The 18,078-nt window shown below is 62.4% G+C and carries 14 protein-coding genes; 4 read left to right on the top strand and 10 right to left on the bottom strand.

Annotated elements, in window-relative coordinates:
- Positions 1–30: 30 nt before the first annotated feature.
- The 5 genes from ACM62Q_RS09960 to ACM62Q_RS09940 are packed head-to-tail and all read right to left on the bottom strand — an operon-like array spanning position 31 to position 9,150.
- The gene (locus tag ACM62Q_RS09960) at positions 31–5,691 is read right to left on the bottom strand and encodes an Hpt domain-containing protein (RefSeq protein WP_415036101.1); all 5,661 of its coding nucleotides are present in this window, start codon (positions 5,689–5,691) and stop codon (positions 31–33) included.
- 9 nt (positions 5,692–5,700) lie between these two features.
- Positions 5,701–7,812, bottom strand: coding sequence for a methyl-accepting chemotaxis protein (locus tag ACM62Q_RS09955; protein ID WP_415036100.1), 2,112 nt, complete (start codon positions 7,810–7,812; stop codon positions 5,701–5,703).
- A gap of 47 nt (positions 7,813–7,859) precedes the next feature.
- Positions 7,860–8,372, bottom strand: a complete 513-nt coding sequence (locus ACM62Q_RS09950; RefSeq protein WP_415036099.1) for a chemotaxis protein CheW — start codon at positions 8,370–8,372, stop codon at positions 7,860–7,862.
- Between the two features lie 3 nt (positions 8,373–8,375).
- On the bottom strand, positions 8,376–8,741 hold the full coding sequence (locus ACM62Q_RS09945; protein ID WP_415036098.1) for a response regulator: 366 nt from the start codon (positions 8,739–8,741) through the stop codon (positions 8,376–8,378).
- Positions 8,742–8,772: 31 nt separating this feature from the next.
- Positions 8,773–9,150 carry a response regulator gene (locus ACM62Q_RS09940; protein ID WP_415036113.1) on the bottom strand — a complete coding sequence of 126 codons (378 nt, stop codon included), beginning with the start codon at positions 9,148–9,150 and terminating at the stop codon, positions 8,773–8,775.
- A 240-nt stretch (positions 9,151–9,390) separates the two neighbouring features.
- On the opposite strand from ACM62Q_RS09940, the gene thiD reads away from it, so the two are divergent.
- The 4 genes from thiD to sugE are packed head-to-tail and all read left to right on the top strand — an operon-like array spanning position 9,391 to position 12,503.
- Positions 9,391–10,260: a bifunctional hydroxymethylpyrimidine kinase/phosphomethylpyrimidine kinase gene (gene thiD, locus ACM62Q_RS09935; RefSeq protein WP_415036096.1), complete on the top strand. Its 870-nt coding sequence runs from the start codon at positions 9,391–9,393 to the stop codon at positions 10,258–10,260.
- A complete protein-coding gene (gene thiE, locus ACM62Q_RS09930) occupies positions 10,253–10,882 on the top strand; it encodes a thiamine phosphate synthase (protein ID WP_415036094.1) in 630 nt (209 codons plus the stop codon). The genes thiD and thiE overlap by 8 nt, the downstream gene beginning before the upstream one ends.
- Entirely contained in the window at positions 10,879–12,168 is a 1,290-nt protein-coding gene (hemL, locus tag ACM62Q_RS09925) for a glutamate-1-semialdehyde 2,1-aminomutase (RefSeq protein WP_415036092.1), read from the top strand. Before thiE ends, hemL begins: the two co-directional genes overlap by 4 nt.
- A complete protein-coding gene (gene sugE, locus ACM62Q_RS09920) occupies positions 12,165–12,503 on the top strand; it encodes a quaternary ammonium compound efflux SMR transporter SugE (protein WP_415036090.1) in 339 nt (112 codons plus the stop codon). The genes hemL and sugE overlap by 4 nt, the downstream gene beginning before the upstream one ends.
- Here the strand turns inward: sugE and mgtE are convergent, their stop codons facing one another.
- From mgtE to ACM62Q_RS09895, 5 genes are all read right to left on the bottom strand, one after another.
- Positions 12,504–13,946, bottom strand: a complete 1,443-nt coding sequence (gene mgtE / locus ACM62Q_RS09915; RefSeq protein WP_415036088.1) for a magnesium transporter — start codon at positions 13,944–13,946, stop codon at positions 12,504–12,506. It abuts the gene before it with no gap.
- Positions 13,947–14,038: 92 nt separating this feature from the next.
- A complete protein-coding gene (mtgA, locus tag ACM62Q_RS09910) occupies positions 14,039–14,734 on the bottom strand; it encodes a monofunctional biosynthetic peptidoglycan transglycosylase (RefSeq protein WP_415036086.1) in 696 nt (231 codons plus the stop codon).
- Positions 14,735–15,568, bottom strand: a complete 834-nt coding sequence (gene aroE / locus ACM62Q_RS09905; protein WP_415036084.1) for a shikimate dehydrogenase — start codon at positions 15,566–15,568, stop codon at positions 14,735–14,737.
- Between the two features lie 4 nt (positions 15,569–15,572).
- Positions 15,573–16,382, bottom strand: a complete 810-nt coding sequence (locus tag ACM62Q_RS09900; protein WP_415036082.1) for an energy transducer TonB — start codon at positions 16,380–16,382, stop codon at positions 15,573–15,575.
- Between the two features lie 65 nt (positions 16,383–16,447).
- Positions 16,448–18,078: ribonuclease catalytic domain-containing protein (locus tag ACM62Q_RS09895; protein WP_415036080.1), on the bottom strand; the 1,631-nt coding region annotated here is incomplete at its 5' end.

Here is an 18,078-nt window from a genome sequence, read left to right as displayed (position 1 = left end):
GCCGCGGATCGGCGCGGCGCGGCGCGGCGCTCAGGGTGTTTTCTTGCAGTAGTCGCTCAGCAAACTGAGCAGGGTGTCTTCGTCGTAGGGTTTGCCGAGATAATGATTGGCCCCGATTTCCAGTGCGTAGTTGCGGTGTTTGTCCGCTGTGCGCGAGGTAATCATGATCACCGGAATGTTACGCAAGCCTTCGTCGGCGCGCAGATTGCGCACGAAATCGAAACCGTCCATGCGCGGCATTTCGACGTCGGAGAGAATGACGTCCGGGCGTTCGTCGATCAGCTGTTCGAGCGCATCGACACCGTCCTTCGCGGCCAGCACCTGGTAGCCCTCGCGCAGCAAGAGGCGGCTGGTGATCTTGCGCACGGTGAGCGAATCGTCGACGACCATGATGGTCGGCAAATGGCTGCGCGCAGGTAGTGGAGCCGTTTCTAGCAAGGCCGGTTCGCCGCTGGTGGCCGGTGTATCAGGCGTGCGGCTGGCCAGCGCCACCGGGTTGAGGATGAGTACCACGCGCCCGTCGCCGAGTACGGTGGCGCCGGCGATGCCGACCACGCGGGCGAGTTGGTGGCCGATATTCTTGACCACGACTTCCTGGTTGCCGCGCAGTTCATCGACCAACACGCCGACGCGTTGGCTGCCGGAGCGCAGCAGCAGCACCCAGTACTGGCGGTGAGCTTCGGGCAGGGCCTCGGGCTGCCCGAGGAGATGCGGCAGGAAGTGGAAGGGGTAGCTGTTGCCTTGCCATTCGGCTTTGCCGGCCGCGCGTAGTTCGGTGAGGCCGCCTTCCTTCAATTCCAGCACCTGTTCGATCATGCTCGATGGCACCGCGTAGAGCTGCGTGCCAACACGCACCAGCAGAGTTTGCGTGACGGCGAGAGTGAGCGGCAGGTAGAGGCGGAAGGTGGTGCCGTGTCCGGGTGTGCTGTGTGTTTCGACGCGCCCGCCCAGGTTGGCGACGGTCGTTTTGACGACGTCCATGCCGACGCCGCGTCCGGCCACCTGACTGAGGCTGGCGGCGGTGGAGAAGCCGGGTTGAAAAATGAAATCGAGGAGCGCGCCATCGGCAATCTCTTGTCCCGCGCTGAGTAAGCCCAGCGTTTCGGCGCGGCTGCGGATGCGTTCGCGATCCAGGCCGCGCCCGTCGTCAGCCAAGGAGATGAGAATTTCGTTGGCTTCCTGGGCCACCGTCAGCGTGACTTGGCCGCGTTCGGTTTTACCGGCGGAAAGGCGTTCTTCGCCCGTTTCGAGGCCGTGGGTGACGGCATTGCGCAGCATGTGCTCGATCGGGCCGAGCATTTTGTCGAGCACCGAACGGTCGATGTCGACCTGGCCGCCGACGATCTCGAAATGGGTTTGTTTGCCGATTTCTTTGGCCGTCTGGCGGGCGACGCGGTAGAGACGTTCGGCCTGGCTGGCAAAGGGCAGCATGCGCACGCCCATTAGCTCTTGCTGCAAACCACGGTTCAAGCGGGCCTGGGCAAGAATGGCGGCATTGGCGTCATCCAAGTTCTTGAGCAGGTTTTGCTGGACGGTGGCAACGTCGTTGACCGACTCGGCCATGAAGCGGGTGAGCTCTTGAAAGCGCGTGAAGCGGTCGAGTTCCAGCGGATCGAACTCGGCCTGGCCTTCGTGCGTGTGCGAAACGCGCGCCTGCATCTGGGTTTCGGCCTGAATTTCGATGTCGCGCAGCTGGCGGCGCAGACGAATGACGTTTTCAGTCAGATCGAGCAAAGATGTTTTCAAACCACGCATTTCGCCTTCGATACGGCTGCGGGCAATGGACAGCTCGCCGGCTTCGCTGACCAGACGATCGATCAGATCGGCGCGCACGCGTAACAGGGTCTGCTGGCCGCTGTCGCTTTCGGGGGCCAGCGGTTCGGGGAAGGCGCTGGTCAGCGGCGCGGGGGCCGTGTCGTTTGCACTGGGCGTATGGGGGGGCGCTGCGCTTGCGCTGGGCTCCGCGCTTTCCGGTAGGTCGACTGCGCCGGACTGGCCGTGGCGTAGATTGTCGGCGGCTTGGGCCAGCGCATCGCAGCCGGCTTCGACGTCATCGATCAGGGCCGGGGTCGCGTGCCCTTCCTTGAGGGCTTCTTGTACGCGGCTCTCGAGCAGGTGGGTGGCTTCTCCCAGATTCATCGCGCCGGCCATGCGCGCATTGCCCTTGAAGGTATGCAGGAGGCGGGCAATGGCTTGCGGCGCTTCTGCTGCCTTGGGGGCGGCACGCCAGGCGGCGAGTTGGGCGCTCAATTCGCGGGTTTGGTCGCTGGCTTCTTCGAGGAAGATGGGGAGAAGCTGCTCATCCAGTTCGTCGGTCAGTGCGGGAACGCTGGGTGGCGCGCTGGCGGTTTCGTTGGATTCAGTGGTGAGTTCGACGCTGAGTTCGGCCAGCAAAGGTGTGCTGGCGTCCGGCGTGTCGTTCAAGGCGGGGGGGTAACTGTCTTCCAGCGCGGCGACGAGGAGCGGTTGTTCTTCCGGGCTGTGTTGCGCCGAGAGTTGGGTGAACATGTCGGCCAAGGTGAGAATGGCTTGGCGCATGCTTTCCAGACCGGCGAGCGCTTCTGGATGCGCGGTTTTTTCGCGCCGCACCAGGGCGTGTTCGAGGGCGATGGCGAGGTGGTGGATGGGCAGGAGGCCGACCGTGGCGGCGATGCCGCCCAAGGTGTGGGCGGCGCGCATCATGTCGAAGGCGGTGGGCTGTGTCGGGTCGTCTTCGAGGCGGGCGAAGTGCTCGATCAGAGTGGCCAGATGCCCACTTGCTTCCTGACGGAAAATGTCATAAAGCGTGGGGGCAGCGTCAGTCTGCACGCTGGCATTGGGTATTGCTTCGGGTATTGCTTCGGGTATTGCCTCGGTGAGTGGCGGCACACTGCGGTCGGCCACGCGGGCATCAAGGTCTTCTGTTGCGCTGTCGAGTGCGCTGTCGGGCTCGGCAGCAGGCAGTGTCTCAAGGTGTGAAGCGGGTGTGCTGACCAGTTCGATGTCTGCAAGATCGGGAAAATCGAGCTCAAAATCATCGGGATCGGCCGTGTTTTCGTCGTCCTGATCCGCTGCGCTGACCGGGGTTTCTTCGGGTATTTCTGCAGCGGTTTCCGGGCTGGGTTGCGCGGGGAGTTCTGGCGTGTTTTCTTGGGGGGGTTCCGGCGTAGATTCTTGCTGGAATTGCGTCTGGAGCAGAGAGTCTGGCGCGTCAGGTTGTGCCGGGGCCTCTTTTTCTGGTGCGAGGGGGCGTACTTCGCTTGCGCTGTTGGTATAGCCCGCAGTGGTTAAGGCTTGCGGTACGGCACTGTCTTCTTCGCCGCGCAGGCGTTTGGCCAGTGCGAGCAGGGCGCGGGTGTCGGGGATGGTCGCGGCCTGGCCTTCGAGGTGAGCCACCCAACCGGTGAAGACGCGCACCTGCTCGGTGATCATGAGCAGGAGATCGGTGTCGGCGGCGCGATCCTGGCGCAGCCACAGGTTGTACGTTTGCTCCAGCGCCCAGGCGGTTTCGCCCAGCTCGGCCAGCCCCACCATGCGCCCGGAACCTTTCAAGGTGTGGGTGCAGCGGCGGATCGTCGTGAGCGCTTCTTGGTCGTGCAGATTGGCGGCCAGCCGTTCTTTTTGCTGGCGCAGCTCGGCGAGGACTTCTTTGCCTTCTTCGATGAAGATGTCGAGCAATTCGGCATCGATTTCTTCGTGGCTGGAACTGGCAAGCTGCAGGGTTTGCGCCGAAGGTTGCGGGGCTTCTGGGGTGTTGGCGGCAAGATTGGAAAGTGCCGCGCTCGGTTCGACACCTGCGGCGAGCGCGGCCAGAGTGGCCTTGGCGGAATCGCTGAGGCTGCGGTCGGCAACGAGGTCGGCGTCTTTTTGGATGGCTTCGAGGTTGTCTTTCAGCTCTTGCTGCAGGCGGGTGTCATCCGGGGCTTGGCGCAAGGCATTGGCCAGCGCACGGGTTTCGCGGGCTTGCTGTGCGAGCTCGGCTTCGACGGTGATGTGCTGGTCCTGGCCCGCGCCTGTCTGGCTGGCGGTTTCACCGTGCAGGCGGGCGACGAAAGCATCGAAATCGTTTTCGCCGTTGGCCAGCGCATCGACGAAGAAACCCAGGAGAGAAAGCTCGTCGGCGACCGACTGAAAGTCTTTTTCCTGTGCCTGATAGTCTGGGGCGGCGAAGCGGGCGATGTGTTCGCTGCAGGTTTGCAGTTGATTGACGGCAGAGAAATGCCCCAGCATGGCCAGCGCGCCGCTGATTTGTTTCAGGGGAGCGGCCAGCGGGGCCATGGCAAAGCCCTTGGCGGGGTTGCGGAAGAAGGCGTCCAGGCTTTGTTCGATCTGCGCCAGGTTGTTCTGGATTTCGCGTCCGACCTGCGCGATGAGCAGTTTTTCCTGCGCCCGGCGGGTGATTTCGTCGAGCAGTGGAATGTCGGCTGGGCTGCAGCTGCGCCCGGCGATGACACAGTGGATACGTTCGACCATGTGGTCGACCTGTTGGGCAAAATCCCGGCCCAGGTGGCGATAGTTTTCCTGCGCATTTTGCAAAAGCAGGATGCTGGTGGCCACTTCCATAGCCACGTTGTCGCTATGACGCACGCTGTCTTCAAGGAGCCATTGGGCAATGGCGGCAAGGGCCTGGCCGAGGCGTTTGAGATCGGTGAGGCCGGTGCCGGCAGTCAGCTCGGCGCAGTTTTTTGCGTGTTCAGCGAAGGCTTTGAGACTGGCGGCGTGGCCGGCGCAATATTTATTCCAGGCTTCCTCGGTCAGGGCGAGGATGTCGTGCAGGCGGCGCAGCTGTTGTTCTTGTCCGGGCTGAGTGTCTTCGGTCAGCGCCGGGTTGGGGATGAGTGCGGGAAGGGCAAAAATTTGTTGCGCTTGCGCGGCGAGAGAATCGGCTTCTGGCGTAGTTTGCGCAACGTAGTAGAGCGCTTCGCGCATCACGCGCTCGGCCAGCGTCGAGGAACCATCGAGCAGGCGGCGAATCTGCAGGTCGATGCGCGCGCAGAGCTGGCGCGCCAACTGGTCGCCGGCGACTGCGGGATCGTTCAGCGCTTCGAGGAAAGCCTGGGAAATCCACCAGAAAGTGCGGGCGCCCGGGTTGGGTTGAATCGCTTCAATGGCGGCCAGCGCTTCCGCCATGGCCGCGCGGCCGGCGTCTTGTTCGGCGGGGCGGGTCAGCCACTTGAGCAAAGCTTTTTGGAAGTTCGCCCGCTGGCTGCGCAGAACCGTCCGCGTCTCGTCGGCACTCAACTCGGGGGCGGCGATGGTGGAGCGCGGGGGGCGCAGACTCAGATCGGGATAGAAAAAATCGCCCGGATGCACGGGCGGCGCGCCGCGTAATTCGGCCAGGCGGGCGCAGAGCGGCAGGATGCGCAAGGGCTGGTGCGGCTCGCCGCTGACCAGGCTGTCAAGGTAATCACGCAAGCCAGCCAAGGCGGCGTGCAGATCGGGGAGTGCTGCGATGGCATTTTCGCTGGGGCCGTTTTCTAGTGACTGCAGCAGGTTTTCCAGGGCTTCGGTGAGTTCGGTGACGCCATTGAGCCCGACGATGTCGAGCGCGCCATGCACTTGGTGCACGTGGGTGCGGCAAAATTTGAGCTGGGTCGATACGCTGTTTTGTGCAAACGCCCCCAATGCTTCGTCGGCGCGCGTCAGCGCTTGGTCGATTTCCCCTTTGACCCAGGAGAGCGGGCCGATATCGAACGTACTTTCTGCGCTCATCGTGTGCCCTCAATCCACCTTGAAGCCGGCGACCGAGCCCTTGAGTTCGGCCGCGAGACTGGACAGTTCATCGACGGCTTCCGCTGTGTGCTGGGTGCCGGCGGTCGTTTGTTCTGTGACGCGCAAAATGTCTTGCATCAGACGGGCGACGTGGGTGGCGGAATTGGCCTGCGCCTGGGTGGCGCTGGAGATGCCTTGAATGAGGCCGGCCAGACGGTTCGACACTTGACCGATTTCGGCCAGCGCCTGGCCGGCAGCGTCGGAAAGTTTGGCCCCTTCGACCACACCCTGGGTGGATTCTTCCATAGCGGAAACAGCGTCTTGCGTGTCGGTCTGAATGGTTTTGACGATGGCGGAAATCTGCTTGGTGGCTTCGCCGGAGCGTTCGGCAAGCCGCTGGACTTCTTCCGCTACCACCGTGAAACCACGCCCGGCGTCGCCGGCGGAGGCCGCCTGAATGGCGGCGTTCAGGGCGAGCACGTTGGTTTGTTCGGTAATGTCGGAAATCAGTTCGACGATTTCGCCGATTTCCTGTGAGCTTTCGCCCAGGCGTTTGATGCGTTTGGAGGTTTCCTGAATTTGATGCCGAATTTCATTCATGCCCTTGATCGAATCCTGCACCGCCAGCGTCCCTTTTTCTGCCGCGTGCAATGATTGGTTCGCCACCTGTGCCGATTGTGTGGCTTCGTTCGATACGTCGTTCATGGAGCGCGCCATGTTCAGTGCCGATTGACCGGCTTCCTGAATTTCTTGCGATTGGCGTTCGGCCGCGGAGAGCAGTTCGGCTGAAGTCTGGCGGGCGGTTTCGGTGGAGCCGGTGACGCGGTTGGCGGCGTCGTTGATGCGCCCGACCAGCACGCGCAATTCTTCGATGGTGTAGTTGATGGAGTCGGCGATGGCCCCGGTAATGTTTTCGCTCACCGTGGCGGTGACGGTGAGGTCGCCGTCGGCCAAATCGCCCAACTCGTTCATCAGGCGCAAGATGGCGTCCTGGTTTTCGCGGTTGGTCAGTTCCGAGGCCTGACGCTGTTTGTCGGCTTCTTGCGTGCGGCTGTCGGCATCGCCACGGTAGACGCGCACGAGCAGGATGAGCACGGCGATGGCGGCAGCGATCAGGACGATCATGCTGACGATGAACAGGATACGGCTGCTAAATACCGTCTGATAGCCTTGCGCCAGATCGTCGGTGGCTTTGAGCAGGGTTTCGCTGCCGCGGAAGATGCGCGTGCCGGCTTGCTTGGAGAGCACGAGCGGCTGCATGTTGCCGAGTATGCCGGCGACGGCGGCTTCGTATTCTTTGAAACCGGCCGAGAGGGCGTCGATCTTGCTGCGCGCGTCGGCGTCGGTGGTGTTACGCGCCAAGCTGGCCAGCTGTTCGCGGAAGTTGTTGGTGTCTTTGCCCAGCAAGAACGCGACTTCCGGGCTGATTTCGCTGCCCACCAGAAGAGCCGAGGCGTTTTTGGCGATCCGCTGGGTCAGCATCACCAACTGGTTGGCCGTGGCGATATCGCGTGCCGAGGCACCGGTTTGCAGTTTCAAGGTAGCAACCTGTTCCGCCAACTCGAGAATGTCACCGTTTTTCTCATCGACCAGGGCAACGTTCTTACCCAGGGTGACCAGGTTTTTTTCCTGGCCGATGACGATGTTGGCGTCTTTGTCGGTTTGCGCCCAGAGTTTGCTCAGTGCCTCCAGCTGTTCCTGCACGGCGGAGGGCGAGCTCGGCACGCTGGTGCCGCCGATGTCGCCGCCGTGTTGCAATTTGTCCATCAGCTCGCCAAAGGCGGCGCGCGACTCCTTGAGTTGCCCGAAGGCCACCGGGTCGCCTTGCAGGGCGAGCGAGGAGGCTTTGGCCAAACGTTGTGACAGCATGCGCATTTCGCCGGCGGCAGCAACGTAGGCCGTGGCGTGTGTTGCGTTGCGGCTGTCTTGTACGACGAAAACGGCGATGATGACGAGCAGGAGCGCGAACACCCCGCCCAGTTGTTTCATGCGTTGGGCCGCGGAGGTGACGGTCGGCGGCGCGGCGGCGCGCGGCGGTGCGGACAGGTCTTCAGTAATGGTGAGAGGGGCTTCGTTGTTATCTTTTTTTCCCAGTTTGGGAAATTTGAAACTCAAGGCCATGCTCATTCTCCTTGCGTGCCCGGATTGGGCGGCTGTGCAGGTGTTTTTTAAATGCCGATGTTCATGAAGGCGCGGTCGGTCAGCAATTCGCGCACGGCGAGCTTGCGCCATAGTCGGTCGTCGCTGTCCGAGTAACGTTGCTTGCCCCAGGCGGGAAAATTTTCGTCGTCGGCTTGGGGGGTGAAATTGTCCGGTTTTTTCAGGCCCAGCATGCGCGGTACGAGCAGGGCGGCGTTTGATGCGTGACGCATGCCGATTAGTAATAGGCGGGCCGTGGCATTGTGCGGCGTGGGCGGCGCGCCGAGAAAGGCGCTGAAATCGGTGACGGCAAACAAATTGCCGCGCACGTTGGCCATGCCGGCAAACCAGGGGCGTACCAAGGGCACCGGAGCAATTTGCGGGGCGAGGATGATTTCGCCGCTGTCGGCCAAATCGATCAGCCAGCCTTCGCCGTTGATTTCGATGCCCAACCAGGAAATGCCGGCTTGACCTTGCGCGGCATCGCTCAAGCGCCCGGCCAGATAGGCCTGGAAATCACGCAGACTGTTTTTGCGCGCCATGGTTCAGGGCAGCGCGGCGATGCGTTGCAGGAGCTCCTGGCCGTTGAGCGGCTTCACCAGATAATCGATGGCCCCTTGGCGCAGCCCCCAGATTTTGTCCGTTTCCTGCCCTTTGGAGGTGCAGACGATGATCGGGATGTGCTTGGTTTCTTCGTCGCGCGACAAGGTGCGGGTGGCCTGGTAACCGTTCAGGCCGGGCATGACGACATCCATCAAAATGAGGTCGGGTTTGATAGCCTTGGCTTTGGCGATGCCTTCTTCGCCATTTTCGGCCGTGGTCACGAGGTAGCCGGCCTTGGTCAGGAGGTCGACGGAAAAGAAACGTTCGGTGGGGGAGTCGTCAACGACGAGAATGTTTTTGACGGGCATGTGGTTTTCCTGAGAGCGGATGAGGACGAAATTAGGATGAAAGTGCGGCCGACGGCGCGTTGAGCGCAAAGCTGGCAACGGTTTGCAGCAGACTGTCTTTGGTGAAAGGTTTGGTCAGGTATTGGTCGGAGCCGACCATGCGGCCCCGGGCGCGGTCGAAGAGGCCGTCTTTGGAGGAGAGCATGATCACCGGGGTGGCTTTGAAGCGCGGGTTTTTTTTGATGAGGGCGCAGGTCTGGTAGCCATCCAGGCGCGGCATCATGATGTCGCAGAAGATCACATTGGGCTGGTGGTCGGCGATTTTCGCCAGTGCATCGAAACCGTCTTCGGCCAGAATGACCTGGCAACCCGCTTGTACGAGAAAAATTTCGGCGCTGCGGCGGATGGTGTTGCTGTCGTCGATCACCATCACCCGCACGCCTTGTAACTGCGATACATCAGACAATTTCCTGCCCCCCTTGGTGTTTTATGACACACTTTTTCCGCGTCGCTACTTGGCATATTACTACGGAACCCCGGGGCGGCGGCAAGCAGATAGCATTGGCGAGCCTTGGGTGGGGCGGGGGAATCGGCTAAAATCGGGCTCCAGAATTTTCCGCGCGCCGTATTGTGCGCTTGATGCCGTTACATTCGCCGCCACAGTTCGCCGATGCCTTCCTCTCTCCCGGTTTTTCCCCAAGTGCTTGTTTTCGCCGCCAGCGATCCGACCAGCGGTGCCGGTATCCAGGCCGATATCCTGACCCTGGTGAGCCTGGGTTGCCATCCCTTGACGGCGGTAACCGCCCTGACCGTGCAGGACACGAGCGGCGTGCGGGCGTTGTCGGCGACGCCGGCAGATTTTCTTGAAGATCAGGCGCGCACCGTGCTGGAGGACATGCCGGTCGCCTGCTTCAAACTGGGTTTGCTGGGTAGCCTGGAGAATGTGCAGCGGGTGGCGGAGATCGTTGCCGATTACCCGGAAATTCCGCTGGTCTTCGATCCGGTGCTCGCCTCTGGGCGCGGCGATGTGCTGGCCGATGAAGAAATCGTCGCTGCCATGCGCGAGATGCTCTTGCCGCAAACCACGATCATCACGCCCAATGCGCCGGAGGCGCGGCGTTTGGTGGAACAGGATGCGGATGCTGAAGAGCCGGAGCTCGACCTCTGCGCCCGGCGTTTGATCGAAGCCGGGGCGGAGTACGCGCTCATTACCGGCACCCATGAAAATACGCAGCAGGTGGTCATCAATACCCTGCACGGTGCCGTCGGTGCATTGCAGCGCACGCGCTGGGAGCGCCTGCCCGGCAGCTATCACGGTTCCGGCTGCACGCTGGCCTCGGCGATTGCGGCGGGTCTGGCCGGTGGGGCGGGCATCGAAGAAGCCGTGCGCGATGCGCAGGAATATACTTGGAAGACGCTGCGCCACGGTTTTCGTGGCGGGATGGGGCAGTTCATTCCGGATCGCCTGTTCTGGGCGCGCAGCGATGATGCTTCGCCGCACTCCCAAATACAAACCAAGGCGGAGGCCGGAGGTGGCTGAATTGCAAGGTTTGTACGCCATTACGCCCGCGGGTTTGCCGCGCGAGACACTGTTGGCGCAAGTCGAGGCGGCCTTGCGCGGCGGCTGTCGTCAGGTGCAACTGCGCGATAAAACACTGCCGCCTGCCGAACTGCTCGCCCGCGCCCACGCTTTGCGTGCGCTGACGGCGCGCTACGGGGCGCGCTTCATTATCAACGACGATCTCGCCCTGGCGAGTGTCGTGGCCGCCGACGGTGTGCATTTGGGCCGGGACGACGGTGACTGGGCCTTGGCGCGCGCCATTCTCGGGCCGCAGCGTCTGCTCGGGGTGTCCTGTTATGCCGACCTGGAGGCGGCGCAGCGCGCCAGTGCCATGGGGGTCGATTACGTGGCGTTTGGTGCGGCCTTTCCTTCGCCCAGCAAGCCGCAAGCCGCCGTTTTGCCACCGGGTTTTATCGCCCGGGCGCGGGCGCAACTGGCCTTGCCCCTGTGCGTCATTGGCGGCATCACCTTGTCGACGGCAGCCTCGCTGCGCGACCAGGGGGCCGACCTGCTCGCCGTCATCAACGATCTTTTCACGGCCCCGGAGATTGCCGGACAGGCCGCCTGTTATCAGCAACTTTTTACGAAAGCCAAACCATGAGCAGCTTGTCGCGTAACGAAATTCTCTTTGCCCGCGCCCAGAAACACATTCCGGGCGGTGTCAATTCGCCGGTGCGTGCTTTCCGCTCGGTGGGCGGCACCCCCTTGTTTTTCCAGAAAGGGGTGGGCAGTCAGGTGCAGGATGCCGACGGCGCGTGGTACACCGATTACGTCGGTTCCTGGGGGCCGATGATTCTCGGTCATGCGCATCCGGAGGTGATCGAGGCGGTGCAAAAAGCGGTGGTCGATGGCCTGTCTTTCGGTGCGCCGACCGAGCGCGAAGTCGACATCGCTGACCTGCTCTGCGAATTGGTGCCCTCGCTCGATATGGTGCGTCTGGTGTCTTCCGGTACGGAAGCGACGATGAGCGCGATTCGCCTGGCGCGCGGCTATACCGGGCGCGATTTGCTGGTGAAGTTTGAAGGCTGCTATCACGGCCATGCCGATCATCTGCTGGTGAAAGCCGGTTCCGGCCTGCTCACTTTCGGCAACCCATCGTCTGGCGGGGTGCCGGCGGGTATCGCGGAAACGACCATGGTACTCACCTACAACGATCCGCAAGGTTTGGCCGAGGCGTTCAAGGCGCACGGCGACAAAATCGCAGCGGTGATTCTCGAGCCGGTAGTCGGCAATATGAACCTGATTGCGCCGACGCCTGAGTTTCTCAAGGCGCTGCGCGAATTGACCGCGCAATACGGGGCGGTACTCATTTTTGACGAAGTGATGACGGGTTTTCGCGTCGGCTTGAAAAGCGCGCAGGGCTTGTTTGGCATCACGCCGGATTTGTCCACCTTTGGCAAGGTGGTCGGCGGCGGCATGCCGCTGGGGGCGTTTGGCGGGCGGCGCGAGATCATGGAAAAAATCGCGCCGCTCGGGCCGGTGTACCAAGCCGGCACCCTGTCCGGCAATCCGGTGGCGACGGCTGCTGGTTTGGCGACGTTGAAATTGATCCAGGCACCGGGTTTTTATGAAACGTTGACGACGAAAACCAAGGCGCTGTGCGATGGTTTGGTGGTTGCGGCGAAAAAACACGGCGTTGCCTTCGCTGCGCAGAACGTCGGCGGCATGTTCGGTCTGTATTTTTCTGAAAAATGCCCGGGAACTTACGCTGAGGTGCTCGCCTGCGATAAAGAGGCGTTCAATCGTTTCTTCCACGCCATGCTCAAGGCCGGCCACTATTTTGCGCCCTCGGCGTTTGAGGCGGGTTTTGTTTCGGCTGCGCACAGCGATGCAGATATTGCCGCCACCGTTGCCGCGGCAGAGGCGTATTTTGCAGGTAGGCAATGAGCCCGGGGCAGGCCTGGCTGATGCTCTTTTTCGCCGGTTTGTGTGAGGTGGGTTGGGCAATCGGCCTGAAATACACCGAAGGGTTTTCGCGCCTGGGGCCGAGCGTGGCGACCTTGCTGGCGATGGTGGTCAGCGTCGTTCTTCTCGGCTGGTCGCTGAAGGTGCTGCCCTTGGGGACGGCCTATGCCGTGTGGACAGGGATCGGAGCCGTCGGCACGGCGATTTGCGGCATGATCCTGTTCGGCGAGTCGCGCGAAGCGCTGCGCTTGGCCAGCATTGCGCTGATCGTCGCGGGCATCGTCGGGCTCAAACTGCTGACACCCGACAGCCATTGATTACATCAAGAACAGCGTCGCCAATCCCAGGAAGATGAAAAAACCGCCGGAATCGGTCAGCGCCGTGATCATGACCGAGCCGCCGACCGCCGGGTCTGCGCCAAAGCGCAGGCGCAGCAGCGGGATACCGACGCCGGCAAAGGCCGCCAGCAGCAGGTTCAAGGTCATGGCGGCGGTCATGACCATGCCGAGCAGGGGGCTGCCATACATCCACCAGGCGGCGATGCCGAGCATGCCGCCCCAGATCAGGCCGTTGACCGTGGCTACGCCGAGTTCCTTGCGCAACAGACGGCGCATGGCGTCCGGCTGCACCTGCCCCATGGCGATGGCGCGCACGATCATGGTGATGGTCTGGTTGCCGGAATTGCCGCCAATGCCCGCAACGATGGGCATCAGGGCGGCCAGGGCGACGAGTTTTTCGATCGAATCTTCAAATAAACCAATGACGCGCGAGGCGACAAAAGCGGTGATGAGATTGATCGCCAGCCAGGCCCAGCGGTTTTTCACTGAATCCCAGACCGAGGCGAAAATGTCTTCTTCTTCGGCCAGACCGGCTTTGGCGAGCTGCTCGTATTCGGCTTCTTCGCGGATGAAGTCGACCACGTCGTTGACGGTGACGCGCCCCAGAAGCCGTCCGTCGGCATCGGTCACCGGCACCGAAACCAGGTCGTAGCGTTCGAAGGCCTTGGCGGCGTCTTCGGCCTCGTCTTCCGGTTCAAAATCGACGTATTCAGTGAGCATGAGCGCGCCGACCTCGGCTTCCGGGTCGTTGATGAGGAGCACGTTGATGGGCAGCACGCCTTTCAAGTGTTCGTCGCGGTCGATCACGAAGAGCTGGTCGGTGTGGTCGGGCAATTCGTCGAAGCGGCGCAGATAGCGCAGCACGACTTCGAGGGTGACGTCCTCGCGCACGGTGACCATGTCGAAGTCCATGATCGAGCCGACGGAATCCTCCGGGTAGGACATGGCAGCGCGCAAATGCTCGCGCTCTTCGGCCGGCAGACTGCGAAACACGTCGTCCACCACTTCTTGCGGCAGGTCGGGGACGAGGTCGGCGAGTTCGTCGGCATCGAGGGTTTCGGCGGCGGCGATGAGTTCGCTCGGGGCCATGACCTCGATCAGGCTTTCGCGCACCGCATCGGAAACTTCGAGCAGAATGTCGCCGTTGTATTCCGGCTTGACCAGGGTCCAGGTCAGCAGGCGTTCGTCTTGCGGTAGGGCTTCCAGCAGATAGGCGATGTCGGCCGGGTGCATCGGGTCCAGTTTTTGCTGGAGCTCGTGCAGGTGTTGCTTGTGTACCAATTCCTCGACCAGCTCGTGGCGCGGCCCTTCTTGGCGCTGTACGAGATCTTCGACCAGTTTATGGCGCGCGAGCAGGGTCTGCACCTCGGCCAGGCGCTCCTGCAATTCTTCGGCATCGGAGAGTTGGTTTTCTTCGCTCATGGTGCAGTGCCGCAAAAGACGCCGCATTCTACCACCGGCCTGGGCCGGGCGTTTTGTGGATTTCCCTTAGGAGATGCCGCTGGGCGCTGTTTTTACGGTAGCTGGGCGGTGGGCATGCGGGCCAAGATGATGGCGGTTTTGCGGTTCAGCCCCGAGCTGTTGCGGTGGCTGTCGTAATAACGCGGGTTAGGCACCATGCCGGCCAGGCGGGCGGCCTGGGCTGGGCTGAGGCGCTCGGCACCGCTTTGGAAATAATGGCGGGCGGCGGCCTCGGCACCAAATACGCCGTTGCCCCACTCGATGACGTTGAGGTAGACCTCGAAAATACGCTGTTTACTCCACAGGCTTTCCAGTAGCAGCGTGATCACGGCTTCGTTGCCTTTGCGCCAAAGGCTGCGGCTGGGGCTGAGAAAGAGATTTTTGGCGAGTTGCTGGCTGATGGTCGAGCCGCCGGCGACGAAGCGGCCTTTTTTCTGATTTTTTTCTATGGCCAGTTGAATGCCCTGCCAGTCAAAGCCTTCGTGATCGACGAATTTTGCATCTTCGGCGGCGATCAAGGCGCGTTTGAGGTGGATGGAGATTTTTGCGTAGGGCAGCCATGTAAATTGCAGGCGTGCCTGTGGGTTTTTTTCCTGCAATTCCGCCAGGCGGATTTCCATGAAGCGCGTGCTGCCCGGGTTGAAATGCCCCCAGTACAGCACCCAGGCAAACAGCCAGAAAAACCACAAAACTCCGGCGGCAAGGCAGGCGAGCAGGCTCCATTGCAGGAGGCGGATGAAACGCAGCATTTACGCCGGGGCGTTCAGGCTGGCGCGCAAGTTGCGCAGTACATCGGCTGTGTCTGGGCGCTGGCCGCGCCAGAGGTCAAAGGCGGCGGCCGCCTGTTCGACCAACATGCCCAGCCCGTCGGCGCAGCGGGCTGCGCCCAGGGTGCGGGCCTGAGTGAGAAAAGGCGTTTCATTGTTGCCGTACATCATGTCGTAGGCGAGTGCGCCGGGAGCAAACAAACCCTCTGGCAAGGGCAGGGGCTCGCCCGCCAAACTGGCGGCCGTGGCGTTGATGACGAGGTCGAAAGAGCCTCCGGCAAGTTCGGCGAAACTGCCGCCACGAACAGGCGCTCCGGAGGTGAACAAGCCGGCCAGCGCCCGCGCTTTGTCGGCGCTGCGGTTGGCGATCCAGAGGCCGGCCGGCTGGGCATCGAGCAAGGGGGAAAGCACGCCCCGGGCTGCGCCGCCCGCACCCAGCAAGGCGATGCGCCGGCCGGCGAGGGGCTGGTGCAGATTGTTTTGCAGATCGGCGAGCAAACCGGCACCGTCGGTGTTGTCGCCGTGAATCCTGCCGTCCGGCATGAAACTCAAGGTGTTGACCGCGCCGGCCAGGCGGGCGGCGGCGCTCAAGGTGGTGCACAGGCGAAAGGCCTCTTCCTTGAAGGGCACGGTGACGTTGGCACCGCAGCCGCCGGCAGCGATGAAGTCGCGCACGGCCCCGGCGAAATCTTCGCGCGGCGCGAGCTGGGCGTGGTAGCGCATGTCCTGCCCGGTGGCCGCGGCAAATGCGCGGTGAATGGCGGGAGATTTGGAGTGAGCGATCGGATTGCCGAAAACGCAATAGAGGGCGGCCATGGTTTTATTGGTTTTTGGTGGCCAAAGTGTCGCCGGGGACGAAATTCCATTCGCGGGCGAAGGAGAGAATCGTTGCGTTGCCCATCGCCTGTTGCGGAATGGCCCCGAAAGGCGAAGCCATGCGCAGGATGCGTAGCGCCGCCTGGTCGAGCACCTTGTGGCCTGAGGATTGGGAAATTTCGGCGCTGTAGAGGCTGCCATCGGCGACGTTCAATTCGACGAAGATGATGACCCGGCCATAGAGCTTGCCGCGCGCTTCTTCCGGGTAATTGAGCGTGCCGATGCGCTCGACCTTGTTCTTCCAGGCATCGAAATAAGGGGCCAGCGCGTATTCCTGGGTGCGCGGACTGATGAATTTCTTGACCGGGCGTTTGTTGTATTCGTCGATCGATTTGGCGATTTCGCCTTCCAGCCGGGCCATGGCGCGCGCGGCATCGGCGAGGTCCTGGCCGCTTAAGGGTTTGGTCGGTGTCGGCTGTTCGCTTTGTTTTTCGGCAGTGGCCACGCGGGCGGGGCTTTGCGCCTGCGTCAGCATACGCTGCTGGGCGGCTTCCAGTTCCTGCACCCGCTTGCGCATCTGCATCAGTTCATCGCCTTGCGCCTCGCGGTGGGTGGCCGGCAGTGGCGTTTTGGCGCGACGTTTTTCGTCGGTGTTGCCGCCGCCGTCGAGATTGGCCTGGGCCAGCGCCTGTGCTTCCTTGGGCGCGCTCTTGCTGCGCGCATTGACGAGGATGATGTCGAGCGCCTTTTCGCGGGCGACGCGGGAGGCTTCCGGGAAGGTGAAGTGAACCGACAGCACGGTAGTGTGTAGCACTACAGAAATGACGATTCCGATGGAGAGCGACGTAACTGAAGCGAATATTTTGGAGAAAAAAGAATTCACTCCACTTCACTTTCTTCATTGATGCCGACAGCATCCAGCAGTTCGACAAAACGCAATTCCGCATCCGGCCCGAGCAGGTCGATGCTTTCCAGGGCCAGCCGCAGGCGTTGGCCGCTTGGCAGCTCGGCGGGGGCGGAAGGAACGCGGATGAGGAAGGGCAGGTGATCGAGCTTGACCAGCTGCTCGCGGCGCACCGTGGCATCGATTGTGCGGATGTCGTGTTGCTGCAGCCAGCGCAGGCACCAGTAGCGTTCCATCAGGCGCTGGAATTCGCCGTAAGCGCCGTAGGTGAGTTCGAAATCGCGCATCACGGCAAAGAGTTCGGCGGATTTTTGGGCGAAGGCGGGGGTTTTTTCCTGCAGGCAGGCGATCAGTTGCCATTGATTGACCAGGTCGCAGTAGCGGCGCAGCGGCGAAGTCATCCAGGCGTATTGCGGCACGCCCAGGCCTTCGTGCGGCTGCGGCGCGGTGGTCATGCGCGCCTTGCCCATGGTTTGCGAGCGGTACAGGCAGGCGATGCGCTGCTCCGCCAGCAGGCCGCCCCAGGTGGAATTGGCGACGATCATCAGTTCGGCGACCAGCTTGTCGAGCGGGCTGCCGCGTTTGCGTTCCTCGATATGCACCGTGCAGCTTTCCGGGTCGTCCAGGCTGCCCTCGATGGCAAAGTTGTAGTCATTCACGCCCTGCGTGGCGGAAGGCTTGCCGCGCCGGCCTTCGCAGGCGTTGGCAAAGCGCCACAGGTGCTGCAGTTCGCGGGCGAAGGGGCGTTCTGCCGGCAGGGGGCCGTCGGCGCTGGCCTGATTGAACCAGGGTTCGACGTCGTGGTGACGCAGGTTGTCGGCGATGTGCACGATTTCCAGGCACGATTCGTGGGCGGTGATTTCGTACTGTTCGTTGACCGTCAGGTAGAGCGATACCGCCGGGCAATCAACACCAGCGGCGAGGGTGTAGTTGTTCACCACGTGCTCCGGCAGCATGGTGATTTTGTTGCCGGGCATGTAGACGGTGGATAGGCGCGCGCGCGCCACGCCGTCGAGCGGCGAGCCGTGCGTGATGGCCAGCCCCGGCGCGGCGATGTGAATACCGATACGGCAGCCGATGCCGGGCAGCCAGGTGACGGAAAAGGCGTCGTCGATTTCAGTGGTGTTGGCGTCGTCGATGGAAAAGGCGCGCACCTCGGCGCGCGGCAGATCATCCGGCAGGGCCGGCGCGGGCAGGTCGGGGAAGGCGGTGCCTTTGGGAAACTGCTCGTGCAGGAAGCGCTTGTAGTGCAGCTGGTAGGCCGACGGGATCGCGCCGCAGCGGTGCAGCAGTTGCGCCGGGGTCAGGCCGCTGGCGGTGCAGGCCGCCTCGAACGCCTTAGTTTCCGGTTTGTTGCGATCCGGCGCGTAGAGCAGGGCGTCGATCAGCGGGATAAATTCGGGGGGTAGGCGGCCGGCGCTCAGCTCGGCGCTCCAGCCTTCCATCGCTTGCGCTTGCTGGCGTTTTTTTTCAAGATTGGCCAGAGCAGCGGCCAGGATGTCAGCGGGCGCTTTCTTGAAATGGCCCCGGCCTTTGCGGTGGAAGTGGATGGGCGCGGCGTGCAGGGCAAGCAGCACCGCCGTCGCTTCGACCGGCGCGGGGTCGT

It is taken from the genome of Azonexus sp. (genome assembly GCF_047638095.1).
Lineage (GTDB): Bacteria > Pseudomonadota > Gammaproteobacteria > Burkholderiales > Rhodocyclaceae > Azonexus.
The sequence above is the reverse complement of the archived record's forward strand: the minus strand, read 5'-3'. Positions and strand labels throughout refer to the sequence as shown.

Bases quoted from the DNA above. Each gene is read 5' to 3' on its own strand.
- ACM62Q_RS09940 (WP_415036113.1), bottom strand. From the start codon at position 9,150: ATGGTGATCGACGACAGCAACACCATCCGCCGCAGCGCCGAAATTTTT.
- thiD (WP_415036096.1), top strand. From the start codon at position 9,391: ATGCCTTCCTCTCTCCCGGTTTTTCCCCAAGTGCTTGTTTTCGCCGCC.
- ACM62Q_RS09950 (WP_415036099.1), bottom strand. From the start codon at position 8,372: ATGGCGCGCAAAAACAGTCTGCGTGATTTCCAGGCCTATCTGGCCGGG.
- sugE (WP_415036090.1), top strand. From the start codon at position 12,165: ATGAGCCCGGGGCAGGCCTGGCTGATGCTCTTTTTCGCCGGTTTGTGT.
- ACM62Q_RS09945 (WP_415036098.1), bottom strand. From the start codon at position 8,741: ATGCCCGTCAAAAACATTCTCGTCGTTGACGACTCCCCCACCGAACGT.
- hemL (WP_415036092.1), top strand. From the start codon at position 10,879: ATGAGCAGCTTGTCGCGTAACGAAATTCTCTTTGCCCGCGCCCAGAAA.
- aroE (WP_415036084.1), bottom strand. From the start codon at position 15,568: ATGGCCGCCCTCTATTGCGTTTTCGGCAATCCGATCGCTCACTCCAAA.
- mtgA (WP_415036086.1), bottom strand. From the start codon at position 14,734: ATGCTGCGTTTCATCCGCCTCCTGCAATGGAGCCTGCTCGCCTGCCTT.
- ACM62Q_RS09960 (WP_415036101.1), bottom strand. From the start codon at position 5,691: ATGAGCGCAGAAAGTACGTTCGATATCGGCCCGCTCTCCTGGGTCAAA.
- mgtE (WP_415036088.1), bottom strand. From the start codon at position 13,946: ATGAGCGAAGAAAACCAACTCTCCGATGCCGAAGAATTGCAGGAGCGC.
- ACM62Q_RS09955 (WP_415036100.1), bottom strand. From the start codon at position 7,812: ATGGCCTTGAGTTTCAAATTTCCCAAACTGGGAAAAAAAGATAACAAC.